Below are 18,378 nucleotides of genomic sequence, written 5' to 3' on the forward strand. Positions count from 1 at the left end.
ATCCGAAGTTACGAAGGGCCGGGGGAAACCTCGGCCCTTTGTCGTTTCAGGTCCGCAAGAGGTTGCGCACCCGCCCGATCGCTCCGCTGCGTTCGGCGAGGCCCTTTGCGGTGGCGACGGTCCGGTCGAATCCGCTCCGCGCTCCGAGCAAAGTGCGGTTGGCCAGCGTCGGTTCGAGCAGCACGAAGCTCGAACATGCCACGCTGCCGGTTCCGAACATCGCCTTGTGCGCGCCTTCGCCCTCGGTGAAATCGAAGTAGGCGAAGCGCTCCTCGGCGAACAGCCGCTCGAGCGCTACCATCTGCAGCACCGTTCCGGGCGACAGCCGCGCCCAGTCGGGATGGTAGCCGAGATGCGCGTAGACGAGAGTCTCGCCGACCACCGGCAGCGACAGGTACGCGATCGGTGTCTCGCCGACCGAGAGGAGGAAGCAGCGTATATCGCCACGCTTCGCCGCGGCGAGCATTTCGTGCCGCGCTTCGGGCGTATCGGGCAGACCGGCATCGAGCAGCCGGGCCTGGTAAGTCTTCGCCGATAGCGGCAGCGCGGCAGCGAGGAAGGCTTTGATCTCCCCGGGGGTGCGGTGTTCGCTGACCGAATAGCCTCCCGTTTCCTTGTCCAGCTTGCGCGCCTTGCGTCTCAGGGTCGAGCGGGTCTTGCCCGAGAAGCCGGCAAGGTAATCCTCGAAGCCCCCCGACATGTCGATGTAGTGCCTTCGGTAGTCCTGCCGCCCGCCGACGAGGTGTCGCGGAAAAAGACGTTCGATCGCAGCCAGCGCGGATTGCGGGGCCGAGAGAACGCGCAGTCCGTCGCATTCGGGGCGGGGCGGGGCAATTGCTTCGCCGTTTGCGAGAACATCTTCCAGGCTGAACGACCACGTCGCCAGCTGCCTCTTGACCGCAAACAGCCGTCTCGATCCGACGGTGAAATCGATGCTCGCAACCGAAGTCATAGCGCGCCGTAAAGCGTGTTCGAGACCACCTGCTCGACCATCCTCGCACCGGTGCGCAGCGGATCGGCGGGCAAGGGTGCGATCGTCTGGCCGGGATCGGCAAGGCGCGGCGGGTCGTCGCGATAGGTTGAAGTCGTCACGCGTTTCATCCGCTGAAGTTCGCGGCAAAGCCCTTCGAACCGGCGGCGTACGATCCGGTTCACCGCGAGCTTGCGGCGGTTGATGAGCTCGAAGGAATGGCTGACGAGGGTGAAAGAATGGCGCCGCTCGTCGCGCGCATGGCGGATTGCGGCGACCATTTCGGCGAGCGAGAGCGCGGTGATTTGCGCATGACGCTGCCCGCCGCCGAGCGTGCCGATGGTGCCGACCGGCACTTCGATCACGCCGCAATGCCTCAGCGGATCGCGGTCATCGCCGCCGAGGCTGATGCGGCTGGCACCTGAAGCCAGTGCCGGGCAATGGCTGCTGTCATAGGCGATGTCCAGGTCCGCCAGCGCGCGCAGCGTATCGTCGTTCGCGCCGTAATTGCCTGCGCGAAAGGCGACCGGCGCGGGCGCTCCGGCGGCGACAAGCGTGTCGCGGGCATATTCGAGGATGGCTGCCTGCTCGTCCAGCGGGAAGTCGAACAGGTTCGTGCCTGTGCGCTTCGAGGCAAGCGGATTGGCATCGCCCGCAATTGCGAGCCATTCGGTGTGGCAATGCAGCTGGACGTCCTGCCCGGCTTCGAGGATCGGCGCGACTACGTCCTCGATCGCCGCGACACCCCAGACCAGCGCAGGCATCGGATCGACGAAGAACACCGCCTTCTGTCCGTAGCGCTCGAGCAGCTCGAGCTTGTGGGTGATCCCTGCGGGTCCATCGGGCGTCAGGCAGGCGATCGAGCGCGCGTAATTCTCCGCCCGGCCGGCAGGGCCGAGGTCGTCGACCAGTCCCGATGAATACTCGGTGTCGATGGTGATGAAGACGCAGGTCATCGCGCCTATTCCGGTAGCGGCAAAGGGTTAAGGCCGCGTTTGGGATCAGATCCCGCCGGGGGTGAAGTCCCAGCCGTTTTCCGCCAAGCCTTCGCACAGCGTGTCGAAGCAGCTTTGCAGCGCTTCGCGATCGGTCGATCGGATCACGAAATTCGATCCGACCTTGCCTTCGCGGAAGAAGGGGTAGGAGCCGATCTGGCAGTTCTCGTGCGCTTCCTCGATTTCGCGCAGCAGCATCGCGACTTCGCTCTCGGGGATGAACCCGCCCACCGTTTCCGAGATCAGCGGCGCGCCGCCTTCGAGCTTGCCGGTGAGCGCATCGAGCATGCCCGCGGTGATATGCGGCACGCCCGCCATCAGGATCACGTTGCCGCGGCGGATTCCGGGCGCGCCCGACATGCGGTTGGGGATCAGTTCGGCGCCCTCGGGCACCCGCGCCATGCGCAGGCGACCCTCGTTGACGCCGCCCTTGTCGGCATAATAGCGCTCGAGCAGCGCGCGCGCTTCGGGATGGATGATGACCGGCACGCCGAGCGCCTTGGCCACCGCATCGACGGTGATGTCGTCATGCGTGGGGCCGATCCCGCCGGTGGTGAAGAGATAATCGTTCTGCGCGCGCAGCGCGTTCACGGCTTCGACGATGCGGTCCTCGTCATCCGCCACGACGCGCACTTCGGAAAGGCGGATGCCCTGCACCTGCAGCCAGCTTGCGATCTGGCCGATGTTCTTGTCGCGGGTGCGACCGGAAAGGATTTCATCGCCGATGATAACGAGCCCGGCGGTCCAGATCTTGTCGGGAGAGGTCATGGACAGCGATGTAAGCGAAGCGGCTCGCGGATGCTAGCCGCCAGAAGAGCTATTCCGCGGCTTCGAGCTGTTCTTCCGCCGACTGTGCATTCGCTCCCGCGCGGCGGAATGTCAGCAAGCCATCGACCACCGGATCCTCCGCCATGCGCTTGCGGTCGATCACATACTCCTGGTTCAGCCGCCATGGATACTCGATCGAATTGCGCGGCATGATGTGTTTGCCACGCTGGATATATCCGCTCGAGAAATCGAACACGTCGTCTTCCACGATCTTGGCTTCGTCCTCGGGTGTGAGCACCGGCACCGCGATATCGCTGCCGGTCGCGCGCATATGGTTCAGCACGCGGCACACGAAGTCCGAATTGATGTCGGCACGCAGCGTCCAGCTGGCGTTCAAGTACCCGAACACCACCGCAAGGTTGGGCAGGTTCGAGAACATGCAGCCCTTGTAATAGAACCGCTCGTTGAACTGCACCGGCTCGCCGTTCACGCTGATCGCGATTTTCCCCGCGACCGCGAGTTTCAGCCCGGTGGCTGTGATGATGATGTCGGCTTCGAGGAACTCGCCCGACTTCAGGCGCACGCCGCCTTTCTCGAACTTCTCGATATGGCCGGTGACGACCTCGGCCTTGCCCGCCTTCATCGCTTCGAACAGGTCGGCATCGGGCACCAGGCACAGCCGTTGCTCCCAGGGGTTGTAGGGAGGCGAGAAGGCGTCCTTGTCGAAACCCTGTCCGAGCGCCTCCTCGATCTTGCTCCAGAGAGTTTCCTTGACCTTTTCCGGCTTGTCGCGCGCCATCTTGTAGGCGTAATCCTGCATCCGGATGTTCTTGAACCGCGTGATCCGGTAGGCGAGCTTCTCGGGCAGCACCTTGCGCAGGAAATTGGCGATCCGGTCCTTCGCCGGGCGCGAGAACATCCAGGTCGGCGTGCGCTGGAGCATGGTGACCTTGGCGGCCTTCTTCGCCATCGAAGGCACGATCGTCACGGCGGTGGCGCCCGAACCGACGACCACAACCTTCTTGCCGGAATAGTCCAGATCGTCGGGCCAGAATTGCGGATGGATCACCTGGCCTTCGTATTCGCCGAAATCGAATCCGGGATCGTAGGGTTCGTCGTAATCGTAATAGCCCGCGCCGAGATAGAGGAAGTTGGCTGTGAGCCGCGTGGTCGACCCGTCATCGAGTTCCATTTCCACATGCCAGCGTGCCTCGTCCTCGCGGAAATCGGCGGATACGACCTTGTGGCCATAGCGGATGTGCTGGCGGATACCGCGTTCGTCGACGATGCGGTTGAGATAATCGAGAATAGCGGGCGCATCGGCGATGCTCTTTTCATGCCGCCACGGTTCGAAGTCGAAGCCGAGCGTGTGCATGTCGCTGTCCGAGCGGATGCCGGGATAGCGGAACAGGTCCCACGTACCGCCGAGGTTTTCGCGTCGCTCGACAATGGCATAGGAGTGGTGCGGCGCCTTCATCTCCATATGCGCGGCCATGCCAATGCCGGAAATGCCGGCACCGACGATGAGTACGTCGAAATCGGGTGGGGTGGCTAACATCGCTTCAGGCTCTCTCTTCCCGTGTTGACATCAATGTAAACACACGCGGGCGGGAAAAGCGAGTCATGATTGCATTTTGAAACTGACTTTCCGGACGCGGTTCGTTAGGCGCTGCGGCCATGAGAAAAATGCTTCGGTTCGCCGCTTCTACCCTCGTCTTGTCGCTTTCAGTTCCCCTCGGTGCTCAGGAACCCGAGGACGACGATCGGCCCGCAAACGAGATCGTCGTCACCGGCGAAGGATTGCGGCAGGCGCCGTCGATCGGGGCCTATTCGGTGACCGAAATCGAGCGCGAGCAAGTGATTGCCAGCGCTTCGGGCCGGATCGAGGACGTGCTGCAGAATGTCGCGGGTTTCCAGCAGTTCCGGCGCTCGGACAGCCGCTCGTCGAACCCCAGTGCGCAGGGCGTGACGCTGCGCGCGCTCGGCGGCAACGCCACGAGCCGCGCGCTGGTGCTGCTCGACGGCGTGCCGATCGCCGATCCGTTTTTCGGCTATATCCCGCTGTCGTCGATCGCGCCCGAGACGCTGTCGCGGGTGCGGGTGACGCGCGGCGGCGGGTCGGGGCCGTTCGGTGCGGGGGCGCTGGCGGGAACGATCGAGCTCGAAAGCGCAGACGCAGCGACGCTCGGCCCGGTTTCGGCCAGTGTGCTGGCCAACGACCGCGGAGAGACCGAGGCGAGCGCGGCCCTGGCAAGCGACCTGGGCGCGGGATTTGGCATCCTCTCCGGGCGATGGGATCGCGGGCAAGGGTTCTTCACGACGCCCGAAGACCAGCGCGTTCCCGCAACCGCGCGGGCGGGCTTCGACAGCTGGCAGCTGGGTGTCCGCGCGGTCGCTCCGCTCACGCCCGACATCGAATTGCAGGCGCGCGGCAGCGTGTTCGAGGACGCCCGCACCCTGCGCTTCGAGGGCGCGGATTCGACCAGCGAAGGACAGGATGCGAGCCTGCGTGTGGTTGGTCGTGGCGAATGGGAGTTCGATGCGCTGGGCTATGTCCAGGCGCGCAATTTCTCGAACGTGGTGATCAGCTCGACCCGCTTCGTGCGCGTGCTCGACCAGCGCAACACGCCATCGACCGGGCTGGGCGGCAAGATCGAGGTCCGTCCGCCGATCAACGAGGCGCACACCGTCCGGATCGGGATCGACTACCGCCAGGCCGATGGCGAATTGCAGGAAGAGGCCTACAGCGCCTTCACCGGCGCGCTGCGCGAACGCCGCAGGGCGGGCGGGACGAACAGCAATCTGGGAATATTCGTCGAGGACGATTGGCAGATCGGGCCGCTGCTGCTGACCGGTGGTCTTCGGGCCGACCGCACCAGTATCGCCGACGGCTTCTATCGCGCGGTCGATGCCGACGGGGCTCTTGTGAGCGAAACGATCGGAGAGAACCGCAGCGATTGGGCGCTGAGCTGGCGCGCGGGCGCGCTCTTCTATGCAACCCGAGAGCTCGACATCCGCGCCGCTGCCTACACCGGTCTCCGGCTTCCCACGCTCAACGAGCTCTACCGCCCGTTCGTGGTGTTCCCGGTGGTGACGCAGGCCAACGCCGAGCTCGAGAATGAGCGGCTCGAGGGTTTCGAGGTCGGCGTGACGTGGCAGCCTGTCAGTGCCGTGGTGCTGGACCTGACCGCGTTCGACAACCGGGTGGAAAACGCGATTGCCAATGTCACGCTCGCGCCGAACCTTCGCCAGCGCCGAAACCTCCCGGCGATCGATGCACAGGGTATCGAAGCCGCACTGGCTGTGAAGCTTGGTGAAGTCGGTTTCGACGCGTCGCTCGCCTACACCGACGCGACCATCGATGGCGAGGGCACGTCGGCGGCACTGGACGACAACCGCCCACCGCAGACGCCCAAATTCGCCGCTTCCGCGACGCTGGCCTGGGAGCCCTCCGACGGCTGGCGCTTCGCGACGACGCTTCGCCATGTCGGCGCGCAATTCGAGGACGATCAGGAAACCGACCGGCTTCCGCCGGCGACCACCGTCGACCTCTTCGCACAAGTCCCCTTAGGCAGGAGGCTTCATCTGCTCGCCCGCGGCGAGAACCTGTTCGACGAGGAAATCGTGACCCGCAATTCGGGCGGCGCGATCGATCTCGGCGTACCGCGCACGGTCTGGCTGGGGCTGCGTCTGGGCTATTAGGCCCCCGGCCGAACGGGCCATTCGGCAAGAATATATCCGCAATCACAGCTGCGACGCATTCATGCTGCGCCGCAGCAAAAGATGTTGCATTTTTGCTACGCTGGCCGGAGGAAGTGCGCCGGACTCTTGGCACAGGGATTCGCGCTGATACTCTCTGTTCCGGAGAGCCCATAAGGCCAACAGGCCATGGGGTTTTGTGGAGAGGACAATCAATGACACGCAAGCTTGCAGCCTACGCTGCCGGCCTTATGGCCTGCAGTTCGTTCACCGCCCCCGCCTTCGCTCAGGACAGCGAGGACCAGGCGACCCCTACCCCGCCGCGTGACGACAATGTGATCATCGTGACGGCGACGCGCCGTGCGCAGGACGTCCAGGATATCCCCATCGCCGTGACCGCGATTTCCCCGCAGGCACTGGAAAATCAGGGGGTCGACAACATCCAGGAAGTCGCGACCCTTGCTCCCAGTTTCACCAGCAGCCAGGCGCAGCTCGCCTCGGGCTCGGTTGTGCTGCGCATTCGCGGCGTGGGCACGACCTCCAACAATATCGGTTTCGAAAGCGCGGTCGGCATCTTCATCGACGGAGCCTACCAGTCGCGGCCAGGCGTCGCGCTCAGCGAATTCGTCGACATCGAGCGGGTCGAGGTGCTTCGCGGTCCGCAGGGCACGCTGTTCGGTCGCAACACCTCGGCCGGTGCGCTCAACATCACCACCAAAAGGGCCGACGTGAACGAATTCGAGGGATTCGTGAACGCAAGCTATGGCAGCTTCGAGGAGATCAGCGTCCAGGGTGCGGTCAACGTGCCGATCGTGCAGGACACGCTGGCGCTGCGGGTCACCGGTGCCTGGCGCCAGCGCGACGGGTTCCTCGATGTTGTCGACCGCACCGGAACGGTGATCGGCGACACCAACGATGTCGATCAATACCTCGTCCGCGCGCAGCTCGGCTGGGACACCGAAAGCGGGGTGCGCGGCCGCCTGATCGCCGATTATTCGAAGAGCAAATCCAGCTGTTGCGGTGCGATCGAGCTCTTCCAGTCGCCGCTGGTAACCGGCGGCGCCTATGCCGCAGTCGGTCTCGGGCTCAATGGCGGTAACGGACAGTCGGTGGTCGCGACCACTCCGTTCGACCAGACCACATTCGAAGAGGCGCTCGACAACCGCACCGTCTCAGCCAATTTCGCACCGGTCGCCGATATCGACAACTGGGGCATAACCGGCGAACTCGAATTTCCGATTTCGGATAGCGCCGACCTGATCTTCATCGGGTCTTACCGCAAATATGAATCATTCGAGAATTACGACTCCGACTTTACCGACCTCGACATCTTCAACGTCGATGCGCTGGAGCTCGAACTCGAAACCTGGACGGCCGAGCTGCGGCTTCAGGGCGAGGGGGCCGAAGGCAGGCTCAACTATGTGCTCGGGGGCTATTTCTCGGACGAGTCGATCGACCAGTCGGTCAGCTTTGCGCTCGGCAGCGAATATGACGAGAATGTCGGCGCATTGCTGTTCGTGCCGACCGGCGGCGCGTTGGGTCCGACCCCGCTCGAGCTGTTTACCGGGATTGACCCCGCCGGGACGAGCAACACCAACCGGTTCCAGCAAAGCGCGCAGAGCTATTCGGTCTTCGGCAACGTCTCCTACGAACTGGTGGAAGGGCTCGAGCTGACACTCGGCGCACGCTATTCGTGGGAAGAAAAGGATGGCGGCTTCACGCAAACCGCCGTCAACAACCAGATCTGCCCTGCGACACTTGGCGCGCTCGGCTTCATCCCGGCGGCGCTCCAGCCCTCGTTCATCGGGCTCGGCTGCTTCGGCTTCACGGCGCCAGCCGATCTGCCGCAATCCGCAGTGCTGCCGCTGGTGCGGACTTTCCAGTCCGAATTCAGCGACGAGGAGCTGATCTATACCGCGCGGATCGGCTACGCATTCGCTGATCCGGTGAACATCTATGCGAGCTTCACTCACGGGTACAAGGCAGGCGGTATCAACCTCGACACCACCGCGGCGGTGGGCGGAGCCGACCCGACCTTCCTTTCCGAAGAGGTCGATGCGTACGAGATCGGTGTGAAGAGCCGGTTCCTCGACGATGCGGTCACGCTCAACCTGGCCGCATTCTACGAAGAGTTCACGAACTTCCAGGTGCTCGAATTCACCGGCACCGCGTTCCAGACCTTCAACGTACCGGTGGCCCGCTCGAGTGGGCTTGAAATCGAAAGCGCTATCCGTCCGACCGACGAATTGACCTTCAATGCTTCGGCGACGATCCTCGATGCCCGCTATCCGGAAGACTGTGCAGGCACATCGACCGCGGTTACCGTTCTTTCGCTATGCGGCAACAAGCTGACGAATGCGGCGGACGTGGTCGCGATATTCGGCGGGCTGTGGGAGAAACCGCTCACGGACTCGGTCGAGTTCTTCCTTTCCGGCCAGATACGGCTCGAAAGCGACCAGCGCACCTCGACCCAGGCGATCGTGCCGCCGGGTGCAGCACAGATCGCCGCCGCGGGCAGCGTCCAGGCTGCGATCGATGCGGCCCCGCTGATCATTGCCGATGTGCAGGACGGCAAGGAGTTCATCAACCTGCGGACCGGTCTGCGGTTCAACGACGGCCAGTTTGCGATCGAGGGGTTCGTCAACAACCTGACCGACAATGTGGTCCGCGGGGTGACCTTCAACACCACCTTGCGCGGTAGCGGAGCGGCGAACTCGCGCTCGGCCTTCTCGCTCCAGCCACGCACTTACGGCGTGACGGTTCGCGCGAAGTTCTGATCCTCAAGGACAGGCGAAAAAGGGCGGCTCGGGAAACCGGGCCGCCTTTTTGTTTTCGCCCTCAAACGCCGGGCGCGGGCCATCCGGCCCGCTTGGCTTCCTGCCGGGGGGCGAGCCCTTCGGGCGCGCGGTCGCGCGCTGTCACGCATCCGGCGTGATTCCATTCACAGGTAGCCACCGTGTTACGGAGAACGGTCGCGCCAGCGACCGCAAGGGCGACTGCAGGCCCGCAGCGTGTGCGTAGCGCAGCTCGTCTAGCGAGGACGTGCCCCCGGATGGGGGCACGCAAACAAGCTACATACTCCTCGCGATCAGCATCTTCATGACCTCGTTTGAGCCGCCGAAGATCCGCGTGATGCGCGAATCGCGATACATTTTCGCGATCGGATATTCGTTGATGTAGCCCGCGCCGCCGTGAAGCTGGAGGCACTTGTCGACGACTTCACCCTGCAATTCGGTGACCCAGTACTTGGCCATCGCGGCAGTTGCGACGTCGAGCTCGCCCTTCAACAGCTTGGCGATGCAGTCGTTGACGAACACGCGCGCCGCGGTGCCGCGCGCCTTGAGGTCGGCGAGCACGAACTGGGTGTTCTGGAAATCCCAGATGGTCTGTCCGAACGCCTTGCGCGATTTCACGTACTCGACCGTCGTCTCGAGCGCCTTCTCGATCCCGGTGGCCGCGCCCATAGCGATCACGAGGCGTTCCTGCGCGAGCTCGCCCATTAGCTGGTAGAAGCCTTTGCCCTCGACCCCGCCGAGGACGTTCTCTGCCGGAACGAACACGTTGTCGAAGAACAGCTCCGAGGTGTCCGCCGCATCGAGCCCGATCTTGTCGAGCTTTTTGCCGCGCTGAAAGCCTTCGGCCCCTTCGGTTTCGAGCAGCATCAGCGAGATGCCCTTGGCGCGCTCGTTCGGGTCGGTCTTGGCGACGACGACGATGAAGTCGGCGGTCTGGCCGTTGGAGATGTAGGTCTTGGCCCCGTTGATGCGGTACCCATTGCCGTCCTTCAAAGCTGTCGTCGTGATCGACTGGAGGTCGGATCCGACACCCGGTTCGGTCATCGCAATCGCGCTGACCAGTTCGCCGCTGACCAGCTTGGGCAGGTATTTCTGCTTCTGCTCTTCGGTCCCGTGGCGCACGAGATAGGGTAGGATGATGGTGTTGTGCAGGCTTGCAGCGAAGCCATCGACGTTGTGTTTTGCCTGCTGGTCGATCACCACGATGTCGTGGCGGAAGTCGCCGCCATGGCCGCCATATTCTTCCGGCACGGAAACGCCGAGCAGTCCGGCGGCTCCCGCTTCGTTCCAGAATTCACGCTCGACCTGGCCGTCCTCACGCCATTTCTGGACGCGCTTTTCAGGGGCGTGCTGCTTGTAGAATTTGCCCACGGCATCGGCGAAGATGGCGATCTCTTCGTCGTCCATGAATTCGGGCTGGGGTACGTCAATAACCGGCATTTCGGATCCTCTCTCACACTCCCTACGACCCGCTCGCCCTGAGCTTGTCGAAGGGCTGTCCTTCCTTCTATGTTTCGCGCTCGCCAGAAGAAGTGCAGTGGTTGGCCTTCGGCCAGCTTCGCTTCCGACAGGCTCAGCGCGAGCGGATTAGGCTATTTCCCCTTCCAGTTCGGTGCGCGCTTCTCGGCGAAGGCAGCCGCGCCCTCGCGCGCGTCTTCGGAAACGAACACGGGCGCGATAAGCTCGGCCTGCTTCTTGTAGCGATCTTCCATCGCCCAGCCGCGCGATTCCTTGATGATCTGTTTCGAGACCTTGACCGCGAGCGGGCCGTTGGCGGCGATCCGGGCGGCGAGCGCCTTGGCACCGTCGAGCGCCGGGCCGTCGACGGACTCGTTGATCAGGCCGATCTGATAGGCGCGCTCGGCCCCGATGAAATCGCCGGTCAGCGCGAGTTCCATCGCGACGCGTTCGGGGATCTGGTCGGGCAGCATCATCACTCCGCCCGCAGCGGCGACGAGGCCGCGCTTGGCTTCGGGGATGCCGAACTTCGCGTCCTTGTGCGCGACGACGAGGTCGCAGGCGATCATCAGCTCGAGCCCGCCGGCAAGCGCATACCCTTCGACCGCGGCGATCAGCGGCTTCTTGGGCGGGGCCTGAACCACGCCGCCGAACCCGCGGCCTTCGACGGTCGGGCTTTCGCCGCGCAGGAAGCCCTTGAGGTCCATACCGGAACAGAAGGTGCCGCCCGCGCCGGTCAGGATCCCGACGCGCAACTCGTCTTCGGCATCGAGCCGGTCCATCGCAGCGGCGATTCCCTCGGCGGCCGCCTTGGTCATGGCGTTCTTGGCTTCGGGCCGATTGATGGTGACGATCAGGACGCCGTCCTCGACCTGCGTGAGGACTTCTTCGGTATCGGACAAGGTTCTCTCCCTAGCTAAAATGCATGTTTCAGTTTGAAACTGAATTCTTGTGCGATTGGTGCAGCGGGCTTACGGTTACGTCAACCGCATTTTGGATAGATCGAGAGAGGAAATCATGGGCGAAGCCTATATCATCGACGCAGTGCGCACCCCGCGCGGGATCGGCAAGCAGGGCAAGGGCGCACTCGCCGCCGAGCATCCGCAGCATCTCGCCGCGACGGTGCTGAAGGCGATCAAGGAGCGCAACAATCTCGACACCAGCACTGTCGACGACGTGATCTGGTCGGTTTCGACGCAGGACGGAATGCAGGCGGGCGACATGGGCCGCATGGCCGCGCTCGATGCGGGCTACGACATCACCTCGTCCGGCACCACGCTCGACCGGTTCTGCGGCGGCGGGATCACGTCGGTGAACCTCGCGGCGGCGCAGGTGATGAGCGGGATGGAAGACTGCATCGTCGCGGGCGGCACCGAGATGATGAGCCTCACCGCCGCAATGTCGAAGGAAAAGATGCAGGCCGGGATCAAGCCGCCGATGATGGGAAGCTATAACGAGCGGCTGCAAGCGGTGCATCCGCAGTCGCACCAGGGCGTTTGCGGCGATGCCATCGCGACCATGGAAGGATTCACTCGCGAGGAACTGGACGAGGTCGGCTACCGCTCGCAGCAGCGCGCCGCCGAGGCGATCGACGATGGCCGGTTCGACAAATCGCTGGTCCCGGTCGTCGCCGACGATGGCACGGTGGTGCTCGACCGCGACGAGTATCCGCGCCCGCAAACGACCAAGGAAGGTTTGGCGCAGCTCGAGCCCGCCTTCACCAAGATCGCCGACGTACCGCTCGACGCGAAGGGCACGACCTTTCGCGGGCTAATCAATCAGAAATACCCCGATCTCGACATCCAGCATTTCCACCACGCCGGGAACAGCTCGGGCGTGGTCGATGGCGCGGCGGCGGTGCTGATCTGCTCGAAGGAATACGCGCAGAAGCACGGGCTCAAACCGCGCGCGCGGATCGTTCAGACTGCCAATATGGGCGACGATCCGACCTTAATGCTCAACGCGCCTGTCCCGGCGGCGAAGAAGGTGCTCGAAAAGGCTGGGATGAGCTTGGACGATATCGACCTGTTCGAAATCAACGAAGCCTTCGCCGTGGTAGCGGCCAAGTTCGTGCGCGATCTCGGGCTCGACTGGGACAAGGTCAATGTCAACGGCGGCTCGATCGCCTTGGGCCACCCGATCGGCGCGACCGGCTCGATCCTGATCGGCACGATCCTCGACGAACTCGAACGCCGCGACCTCAAGACCGGCCTCGTGACGATGTGCGCGGCGGGCGGCATGGCGCCTGCGATCATCATCGAGCGGGTGGACGATTTTGTCGACTGACACGGTGTCTTCGGTTGCTGACAACACGCCCGTCGTCATCGGCGTCGGGCAATATTCGGAGTGGATCGACCGGCCGGGCTACGAGGCGCTGTCCTATATGGACCTCGCGGGACGCGCGCTGGCGGCTGCGATTGCCGATAGCGGGGCGAGCGGGTCGGTCGCCGATGCAATCGACACCCTTGCAGCAATCCGCGCATTCGAGATGTCGCGGCCCGACCGCAAGCCGCCGTTCGGAGCGCCCGACAATGTGCCGGGCGCCATCGCCAAGCGCGTCGGCGCCTCGCCCGAGCGCCTGATCCTCACCACCACCGGCGGGCAGACCAACCAGCAGCTGGTCGGCGAATATGCGAGCGCCGTTGCAGCGGGCGAGAGCCAGTGTGCGGTGATCGTCGGAGCGGAGGCGATCAGCACGGTGCTTGCGCTCTCGGCCAAAGGCGAAAAGCCCGATTGGTCGGAAGAGATTGGCGGCAGGTTCGAGGATCAGGGCTTCGGGGTCGAGGAACTGATGGAGCCGGCGCTTTTCGCGCACGGCGCGACCGGTGCGATCCCGCTTTACGCACTGGCCGAGAATGCGCGGCGGCATCGGCTGGGCAAGAGCCTCGACGAGTATCGTCTCGATATCGGGACGCTGTTCGAACCCTTCACCAAGGTTGCCGCGGCCAACCTGCACGCCGCCGCACCTGTGGAACGCAGCGCGGAGGAATTGGCCACGGTAACCGAACGCAACCGCATCGTTGCCGAGCCCTACACACGGATGACGGTCGCGCGCGACCAGGTGAACCAGGCGGCGGCGATCGTCGTCGCGGGTGCGGGTCTCGCACGGAAGCTTGGCGTGCCCGAGGACAAATGGGTGCACATCCACGCAGTGACGGCGGCGACCGAGCTCAAGCTTTCGCAGCGGCCCGATCTCTCCGCCTGCCCGGCCAGCATCGCCAGCGTCGAAGCCGCGCTCGAGCGGGCGGGAAAAGGCATGGCGGATATGCGCTATCTCGATTTCTATTCGTGCTTCGCGATCCCGGTCTTCAACCAGATCGACCATTTCGGCCTGCCGACCGACGACCCACGCGGGCTGACGCTGACCGGCGGCCTCCCGTTCTTCGGCGGGGCGGGCAACAATTACTCCGCGCACGCGATCTGCGAGGCGGTGCAGGCTGTGCGCGGAGATCGCGGCAGCTTTGCGTTGGTCGGGGCCAATGGCGGCTGGATGAGCAAATATGCAACCGGCGTGTACTCGACCGAACCGGCGGACTGGTCGGATGGGGACCGGTTCGAGAAACTCGCCAAGGCCGATCACGCGGTGGCGCTGGGCCGGGGAGCCTTCGACAGTGCCACCGTCGAAACCTACACGATCAACCACGCCAAAACCGGCAGCGTCGCGGTCTGGATCGGGCGCAACGCAGCGGGCGAGCGGGTGTGCGGCAATGCCGACCTGACCGACGAACCGACCCGCGCTGCATTCGAAAGTGGCGAACCGTTCGGCGTCCGGCTTGCTGTCACGCAGGACGAGCGCGGCCGCACTATCGGACGCCTCGCATAGCGGCCTTTTGGGGGCGCAATCCCCTTTCCTACAGCAGACCGGGCGTGCCAAGGCAGGGCTTCTGCCAGGAGCCAGCGAGTTTTTTACTTTTGCAAAGTGTCAACTTCGAATTCGAGCGAAATTCCACGCGAAAACAGGCGGGTATGGCTCGATTTCCGGGATGACACGGTGTCAATTCTGTCAACTTCGCATCGGCGATGCGCGCGGCTCGCGGCTCCCTTTGACAAAACGCCGCACACAGCGTATTTAGTTACAAACGTAACTATATTGACCTATCCAAGAGAGAGCCCTCGCCCATGACCAAGCACCCCGGAGACCTGTTCGACAATCCCGCCGGACTCGACGGATTCGAATTCGTCGAATTTTGTGCGCCGGAGAAAGGCGTGCTCGAGCCGGTCTTCGAAGCGATGGGCTTCACGCTGGTCGCGAAGCACCGCTCGAAGGATGTGCATCTGTGGCGTCAGGGCGGCATCAACCTTATCGCCAATTACGAGCCGCGCAGCGCGGCATGGTATTTCGCACGCGAGCACGGCCCCTCGGCATGCGGCATGGCTTTCCGCGTGCGCGATGCGGCCAAGGCGTATGACCACCTGATCGAGCAGGGCGCGGAGCCGGTCGTCAACGAGACCGGTCCGATGGAATTGCGCATTCCCGCGATCCGCGGAATCGGCGGTGCAATCCTCTATCTCGTCGATCGCTATGCGGGTGCAGAAGGCAAGAGCCTGACGATCTACGACATCGATTTCGATTACCTGCCGGGCGTCGATCCGTATCCCGAAGGCGCTGGCTTTCACACCATCGATCACCTGACGCACAACGTCTACACCGGCCGCATGAAGTACTGGGCGGACTATTACGAGACGCTCTTCAACTTCCAGGAAATCCGCTTCTTCGACATCAAGGGCGAATATACCGGCCTCACCTCGAAAGCGCTGACCGCGCCCGACGGCAAGATCCGCATCCCGCTCAACGAAGAGGGCGAAGGCGGCAAGGGCCAGATCGAAGAGTTCCTCAAGGCATTCAACGGCGAAGGCATCCAGCACATCGCGCTGATCTGCGACGATCTCGTCGCCTGCTGGGACCGGCTCAAGGAATTCGGCGTGCCATTCATGACCGCGCCGCCGGAAACCTACTACGAAATGCTGGACGAGCGCCTTCCGGGCCACGGCGAAGATGTCGATGCGCTGAAGATGCGCGGCATCCTGCTCGACGGCACCACGGAAGGTGGCCAGCCGCGCCTGCTGCTGCAGATTTTTGCCGAAGCGCAGGTCGGTCCAGTGTTCTTCGAATTCATCCAGCGCAAGGGTGATGACGGGTTCGGCGAAGGCAACTTCAAAGCGCTGTTCGAAAGCATGGAACGCGACCAGATTCGCCGCGGCGTTCTGGAGGTGGAGCAGGAGCCCGCAGAATGAGCGCGGTAAAACCCTCAGGGATCCACCACGCCGCCTATCGCTGCAAGGACGCGAAGGAGACGGTCGAATGGTATGGCCGCGTGCTCGGTATGGAGTACACCACGGCCTTCGCCGAAGACCATGTGCCTTCGACCGGCGAGTATGATCCGTACATGCACGTCTTCCTCGATGCGGGGAACGGCAACATTCTTGCCTTCTTCGAACTGCCCAACCAGCCCGAAATGGGCCGGGACGAGAATACCCCCGCATGGGTCCAGCACCTTGCGTTCCGGGTGGGCAGCGAAGAGGAATTGCTTGCGGCGAAGAAGCACATCGAGGGCGAAGGCATCGACGTGCTCGGACCGACCCATCACGGCATCTTCAAGTCGATCTATTTCTTCGACCCCAACGGCCACCGGGTCGAGCTGGCGGCCGACATCGGGACGAAGGACCAATATGCGGAACTCGCTCGCGTCGCGCCGCTGATGCTCGACGAATGGTCCGAGACCAAGAAAGCCCCGCGTCACGCCGACTGGCTTCACGAGATCGCCCGAGCCGAGCACGCCAAGGCCGCGTCCGACGGCTGAACCGTGTCCCGAACATGGTAAACCCTTGTTGACTCTATTCCGGCGCCTCCATATCCCATTGGCGTCTGGAGAGACGAGGTCGCATTAAGCAAGCCTCCAGGCGGAAATGAGTTTCGGGGGGAACTTGATGAAGTCCGGTGCGACCACAATTCGTTCGTTTGCGTCCTTGTTCGCCGTTTCCGTGGCGATTTCGGCGGCGACCAGCGCCAGCGCCCAATCGACTGGGCAAACCAGAAACGAGCTCGAGCTTCCCGATACCGACGATCCGGATCGCCCATCGGTCGATGTCCGCATCGAACGCGATGCCGGGCTGAGGCCGGCCTGCCCGTTCGAGGACAGCGATCTGACGGTATCGCTCACCGACGTTGAATACAGGGATGCGCGCGGGACCGAGCTGGCCCCTGAACTCTTGGAATCGCTCGCGCGCGTGCAACTGCCGACGGGTACGCAGCCGCTTTCGGTGGTTTGCGACATCCGCGATGCCGGCAACCAGGCGCTTAGAGAAGACGGCTGGATCGCAACGATCCAGGTTCCGCAGCAGCAGCTCGAAAACGTCCTCCAGCTCGATGTCGTATCGGCGAGGATTTCCGAAATCCGCATTTCCGGCGATCCCGGCCCCTACCGCGAGAAGCTGACCAAGATTCTGCAGCCGCTTAGCGAGTTCGATCCTCTCAACGAGCGCGAGGCGGAGCGTATCCTGCTCAACGCCAACGACATTCCCGGCCTTAGCCTGCGGCTTGCGCTCGCGCCGTCGGGGGAATCGCCCGGCGCAGTGATCGGCAACCTGTCGGTGAATTTCGAGCGCTTCAACGCCTACCTGAACGCCCGCAACTACAACGCCGCGGCGATCGGCCGCGAGACCGGCTTTGCGCGCTTCGAGGTCTACGGCATCACCGGGCTCGAAGACGCGACCTATATCGCCGGTCAATCGACAGTCGATTTTAGCGAGCAGTACATCCTCCAAGCCGGTCACGAATTCGGGATCGGGGCGGGCGGTGTCCGCGTCGGCACCGAGGTGGCTTACGCGCTTTCGCGTCCGGATATCGAGAATATCGATCTCGAGACCGACACGCTGATCGCGAGCCTGTGGGCGACCTACCCGCTGATCCGCACGCCGCGGACCATCGCCAATGCCTCGCTCGGTTTCGATTATGTCGAACAGAACACCGATGTGTTCGGCGTCCCGCTCAGCAAGGACGCGATTCGCACGGTCTATGCCCGGAGCGAGATTGCGGGCGAGAAACGCAATCTCGATGGCTCGATAGCGCTCGCCTACGACGGCTTCCTCGAGGTCAGGAAGGGCCTCGGCATCTTTGGCGCGACCGAGATCGGACAATTCGGCACGGCTGTCACCGACGGCATCACGGCATCGAGGCCGTTCGGCAACGCTGACGCCTTCGTCGTTCGCTTCGGCGGAGAGCTCAACTGGTTCCCCGGTCCGATTTTCGATCTGCGGGCGCGGATGGAAGGGCAGTGGACCGACGATCCGCTGCTCAATTACGACGAATATTCGATCGGCAATCTCAGCATCGGGCGCGGTTACGATCCCGGCGCCAACAGCGGCGACCGTGCGATCGGCGGCCTCGCGGAGATCGGTGCTACCGTATTCCGCTCTGCCGACATGCAGGCACGATTGTTCGGCTTCTTCGACATCATCCAGGTGGAGAACCTCGACCGCGGGACCCCCGATCCGCGGCGTACGCTCAAGTCGGTCGGCGGCGGCCTGCGGTTTCTGATCGGCGATGGCCTGCGGGCGGAAGTGACTTACGCCAACCCGCTCGACGAGGCGTTGTTCAACGATGAGGAACCGCCTCCGGCGCGGGTCTTGTTCTCGATCACGACCAAGATCCCCGCATTGTTCCGCTGAAACGGGTAGCGACAGGAGAAGACAA

13 protein-coding genes are annotated in these 18,378 nt (G+C 63.6%); 7 read left to right on the forward strand and 6 right to left on the reverse strand.

The window, feature by feature from the left end:
- Positions 1 to 46 precede the first annotated feature (46 nt).
- Genes ACI5KX_RS14485 through ACI5KX_RS14500 form a run of 4 tightly spaced genes read right to left on the reverse strand, consistent with a single transcriptional unit; the run spans position 47 to position 4,291 of the window.
- Positions 47 to 952: a GNAT family N-acetyltransferase gene (locus ACI5KX_RS14485; RefSeq protein ID WP_406811460.1), complete on the reverse strand. Its 906-nt coding sequence runs from the start codon at positions 950 to 952 to the stop codon at positions 47 to 49.
- On the reverse strand, positions 949 to 1,926 hold the full coding sequence (locus ACI5KX_RS14490; RefSeq protein ID WP_406811461.1) for a hypothetical protein: 978 nt from the start codon (positions 1,924 to 1,926) through the stop codon (positions 949 to 951). Before ACI5KX_RS14490 ends, ACI5KX_RS14485 begins: the two co-directional genes overlap by 4 nt.
- A gap of 45 nt (positions 1,927 to 1,971) precedes the next feature.
- Positions 1,972 to 2,733, reverse strand: a complete 762-nt coding sequence (locus tag ACI5KX_RS14495) for a competence/damage-inducible protein A (RefSeq protein WP_406811462.1) — start codon at positions 2,731 to 2,733, stop codon at positions 1,972 to 1,974.
- A 49-nt stretch (positions 2,734 to 2,782) separates the two neighbouring features.
- A complete protein-coding gene (locus ACI5KX_RS14500) occupies positions 2,783 to 4,291 on the reverse strand; it encodes a flavin-containing monooxygenase (RefSeq protein ID WP_406811463.1) in 1,509 nt (502 codons plus the stop codon).
- A 119-nt stretch (positions 4,292 to 4,410) separates the two neighbouring features.
- Between ACI5KX_RS14500 and ACI5KX_RS14505 the strand changes: the two genes are divergently transcribed.
- Complete coding sequence (locus ACI5KX_RS14505) at positions 4,411 to 6,435, forward strand: TonB-dependent receptor (protein WP_406811464.1); 2,025 nt, start codon at positions 4,411 to 4,413, stop codon at positions 6,433 to 6,435.
- Between the two features lie 212 nt (positions 6,436 to 6,647).
- Positions 6,648 to 9,209 carry a TonB-dependent receptor gene (locus ACI5KX_RS14510; RefSeq protein ID WP_406811465.1) on the forward strand — a complete coding sequence of 854 codons (2,562 nt, stop codon included), beginning with the start codon at positions 6,648 to 6,650 and terminating at the stop codon, positions 9,207 to 9,209.
- 294 nt (positions 9,210 to 9,503) lie between these two features.
- On the opposite strand, the gene ACI5KX_RS14515 is transcribed toward ACI5KX_RS14510, so the two are convergent.
- Positions 9,504 to 10,667, reverse strand: coding sequence for an acyl-CoA dehydrogenase family protein (locus ACI5KX_RS14515; protein WP_406811466.1), 1,164 nt, complete (start codon positions 10,665 to 10,667; stop codon positions 9,504 to 9,506).
- A 152-nt stretch (positions 10,668 to 10,819) separates the two neighbouring features.
- Positions 10,820 to 11,587: a crotonase/enoyl-CoA hydratase family protein gene (locus ACI5KX_RS14520; protein ID WP_406811467.1), complete on the reverse strand. Its 768-nt coding sequence runs from the start codon at positions 11,585 to 11,587 to the stop codon at positions 10,820 to 10,822.
- A 115-nt stretch (positions 11,588 to 11,702) separates the two neighbouring features.
- Here ACI5KX_RS14520 and ACI5KX_RS14525 point away from each other — a divergent pair, with 115 nt between their 5' ends.
- The 5 genes from ACI5KX_RS14525 (at position 11,703) to ACI5KX_RS14545 (ending at position 18,353) form a co-directional block, all read left to right on the forward strand.
- Positions 11,703 to 12,971, forward strand: a complete 1,269-nt coding sequence (locus ACI5KX_RS14525) for an acetyl-CoA C-acetyltransferase (protein WP_406811468.1) — start codon at positions 11,703 to 11,705, stop codon at positions 12,969 to 12,971.
- Positions 12,961 to 14,508 (forward strand): acetyl-CoA acetyltransferase, encoded by a 1,548-nt coding sequence (locus ACI5KX_RS14530; RefSeq protein WP_406811469.1) that lies wholly within the window; start codon positions 12,961 to 12,963, stop codon positions 14,506 to 14,508. Before ACI5KX_RS14525 ends, ACI5KX_RS14530 begins: the two co-directional genes overlap by 11 nt.
- A gap of 296 nt (positions 14,509 to 14,804) precedes the next feature.
- Positions 14,805 to 15,920, forward strand: a complete 1,116-nt coding sequence (gene hppD / locus ACI5KX_RS14535; protein WP_406811470.1) for a 4-hydroxyphenylpyruvate dioxygenase — start codon at positions 14,805 to 14,807, stop codon at positions 15,918 to 15,920.
- Positions 15,917 to 16,486, forward strand: a complete 570-nt coding sequence (locus ACI5KX_RS14540; RefSeq protein ID WP_406811471.1) for a VOC family protein — start codon at positions 15,917 to 15,919, stop codon at positions 16,484 to 16,486. The genes hppD and ACI5KX_RS14540 overlap by 4 nt, the downstream gene beginning before the upstream one ends.
- A 127-nt stretch (positions 16,487 to 16,613) precedes the next feature.
- Positions 16,614 to 18,353, forward strand: coding sequence for a ShlB/FhaC/HecB family hemolysin secretion/activation protein (locus ACI5KX_RS14545; protein WP_406811472.1), 1,740 nt, complete (start codon positions 16,614 to 16,616; stop codon positions 18,351 to 18,353).
- The last annotated feature ends 25 nt before the right edge of the window (positions 18,354 to 18,378 follow it).

This window comes from Erythrobacter sp. GH1-10 (genome assembly GCF_045363165.1).
Lineage (GTDB): Bacteria > Pseudomonadota > Alphaproteobacteria > Sphingomonadales > Sphingomonadaceae > Erythrobacter.

What these genes read in the sequence shown, in the direction of transcription:
- ACI5KX_RS14490 (WP_406811461.1), bottom strand. Translation starts at nt 1,926, where the DNA reads ATGACCTGCGTCTTCATCACCATCGACACCGAGTATTCATCGGGACTG.
- hppD (WP_406811470.1), top strand. Translation starts at nt 14,805, where the DNA reads ATGACCAAGCACCCCGGAGACCTGTTCGACAATCCCGCCGGACTCGAC.
- ACI5KX_RS14525 (WP_406811468.1), top strand. Translation starts at nt 11,703, where the DNA reads ATGGGCGAAGCCTATATCATCGACGCAGTGCGCACCCCGCGCGGGATC.
- ACI5KX_RS14545 (WP_406811472.1), top strand. Translation starts at nt 16,614, where the DNA reads ATGAAGTCCGGTGCGACCACAATTCGTTCGTTTGCGTCCTTGTTCGCC.
- ACI5KX_RS14485 (WP_406811460.1), bottom strand. Translation starts at nt 952, where the DNA reads ATGACTTCGGTTGCGAGCATCGATTTCACCGTCGGATCGAGACGGCTG.
- ACI5KX_RS14515 (WP_406811466.1), bottom strand. Translation starts at nt 10,667, where the DNA reads ATGCCGGTTATTGACGTACCCCAGCCCGAATTCATGGACGACGAAGAG.
- ACI5KX_RS14510 (WP_406811465.1), top strand. Translation starts at nt 6,648, where the DNA reads ATGACACGCAAGCTTGCAGCCTACGCTGCCGGCCTTATGGCCTGCAGT.
- ACI5KX_RS14495 (WP_406811462.1), bottom strand. Translation starts at nt 2,733, where the DNA reads ATGACCTCTCCCGACAAGATCTGGACCGCCGGGCTCGTTATCATCGGC.
- ACI5KX_RS14505 (WP_406811464.1), top strand. Translation starts at nt 4,411, where the DNA reads ATGAGAAAAATGCTTCGGTTCGCCGCTTCTACCCTCGTCTTGTCGCTT.
- ACI5KX_RS14540 (WP_406811471.1), top strand. Translation starts at nt 15,917, where the DNA reads ATGAGCGCGGTAAAACCCTCAGGGATCCACCACGCCGCCTATCGCTGC.
- ACI5KX_RS14500 (WP_406811463.1), bottom strand. Translation starts at nt 4,291, where the DNA reads ATGTTAGCCACCCCACCCGATTTCGACGTACTCATCGTCGGTGCCGGC.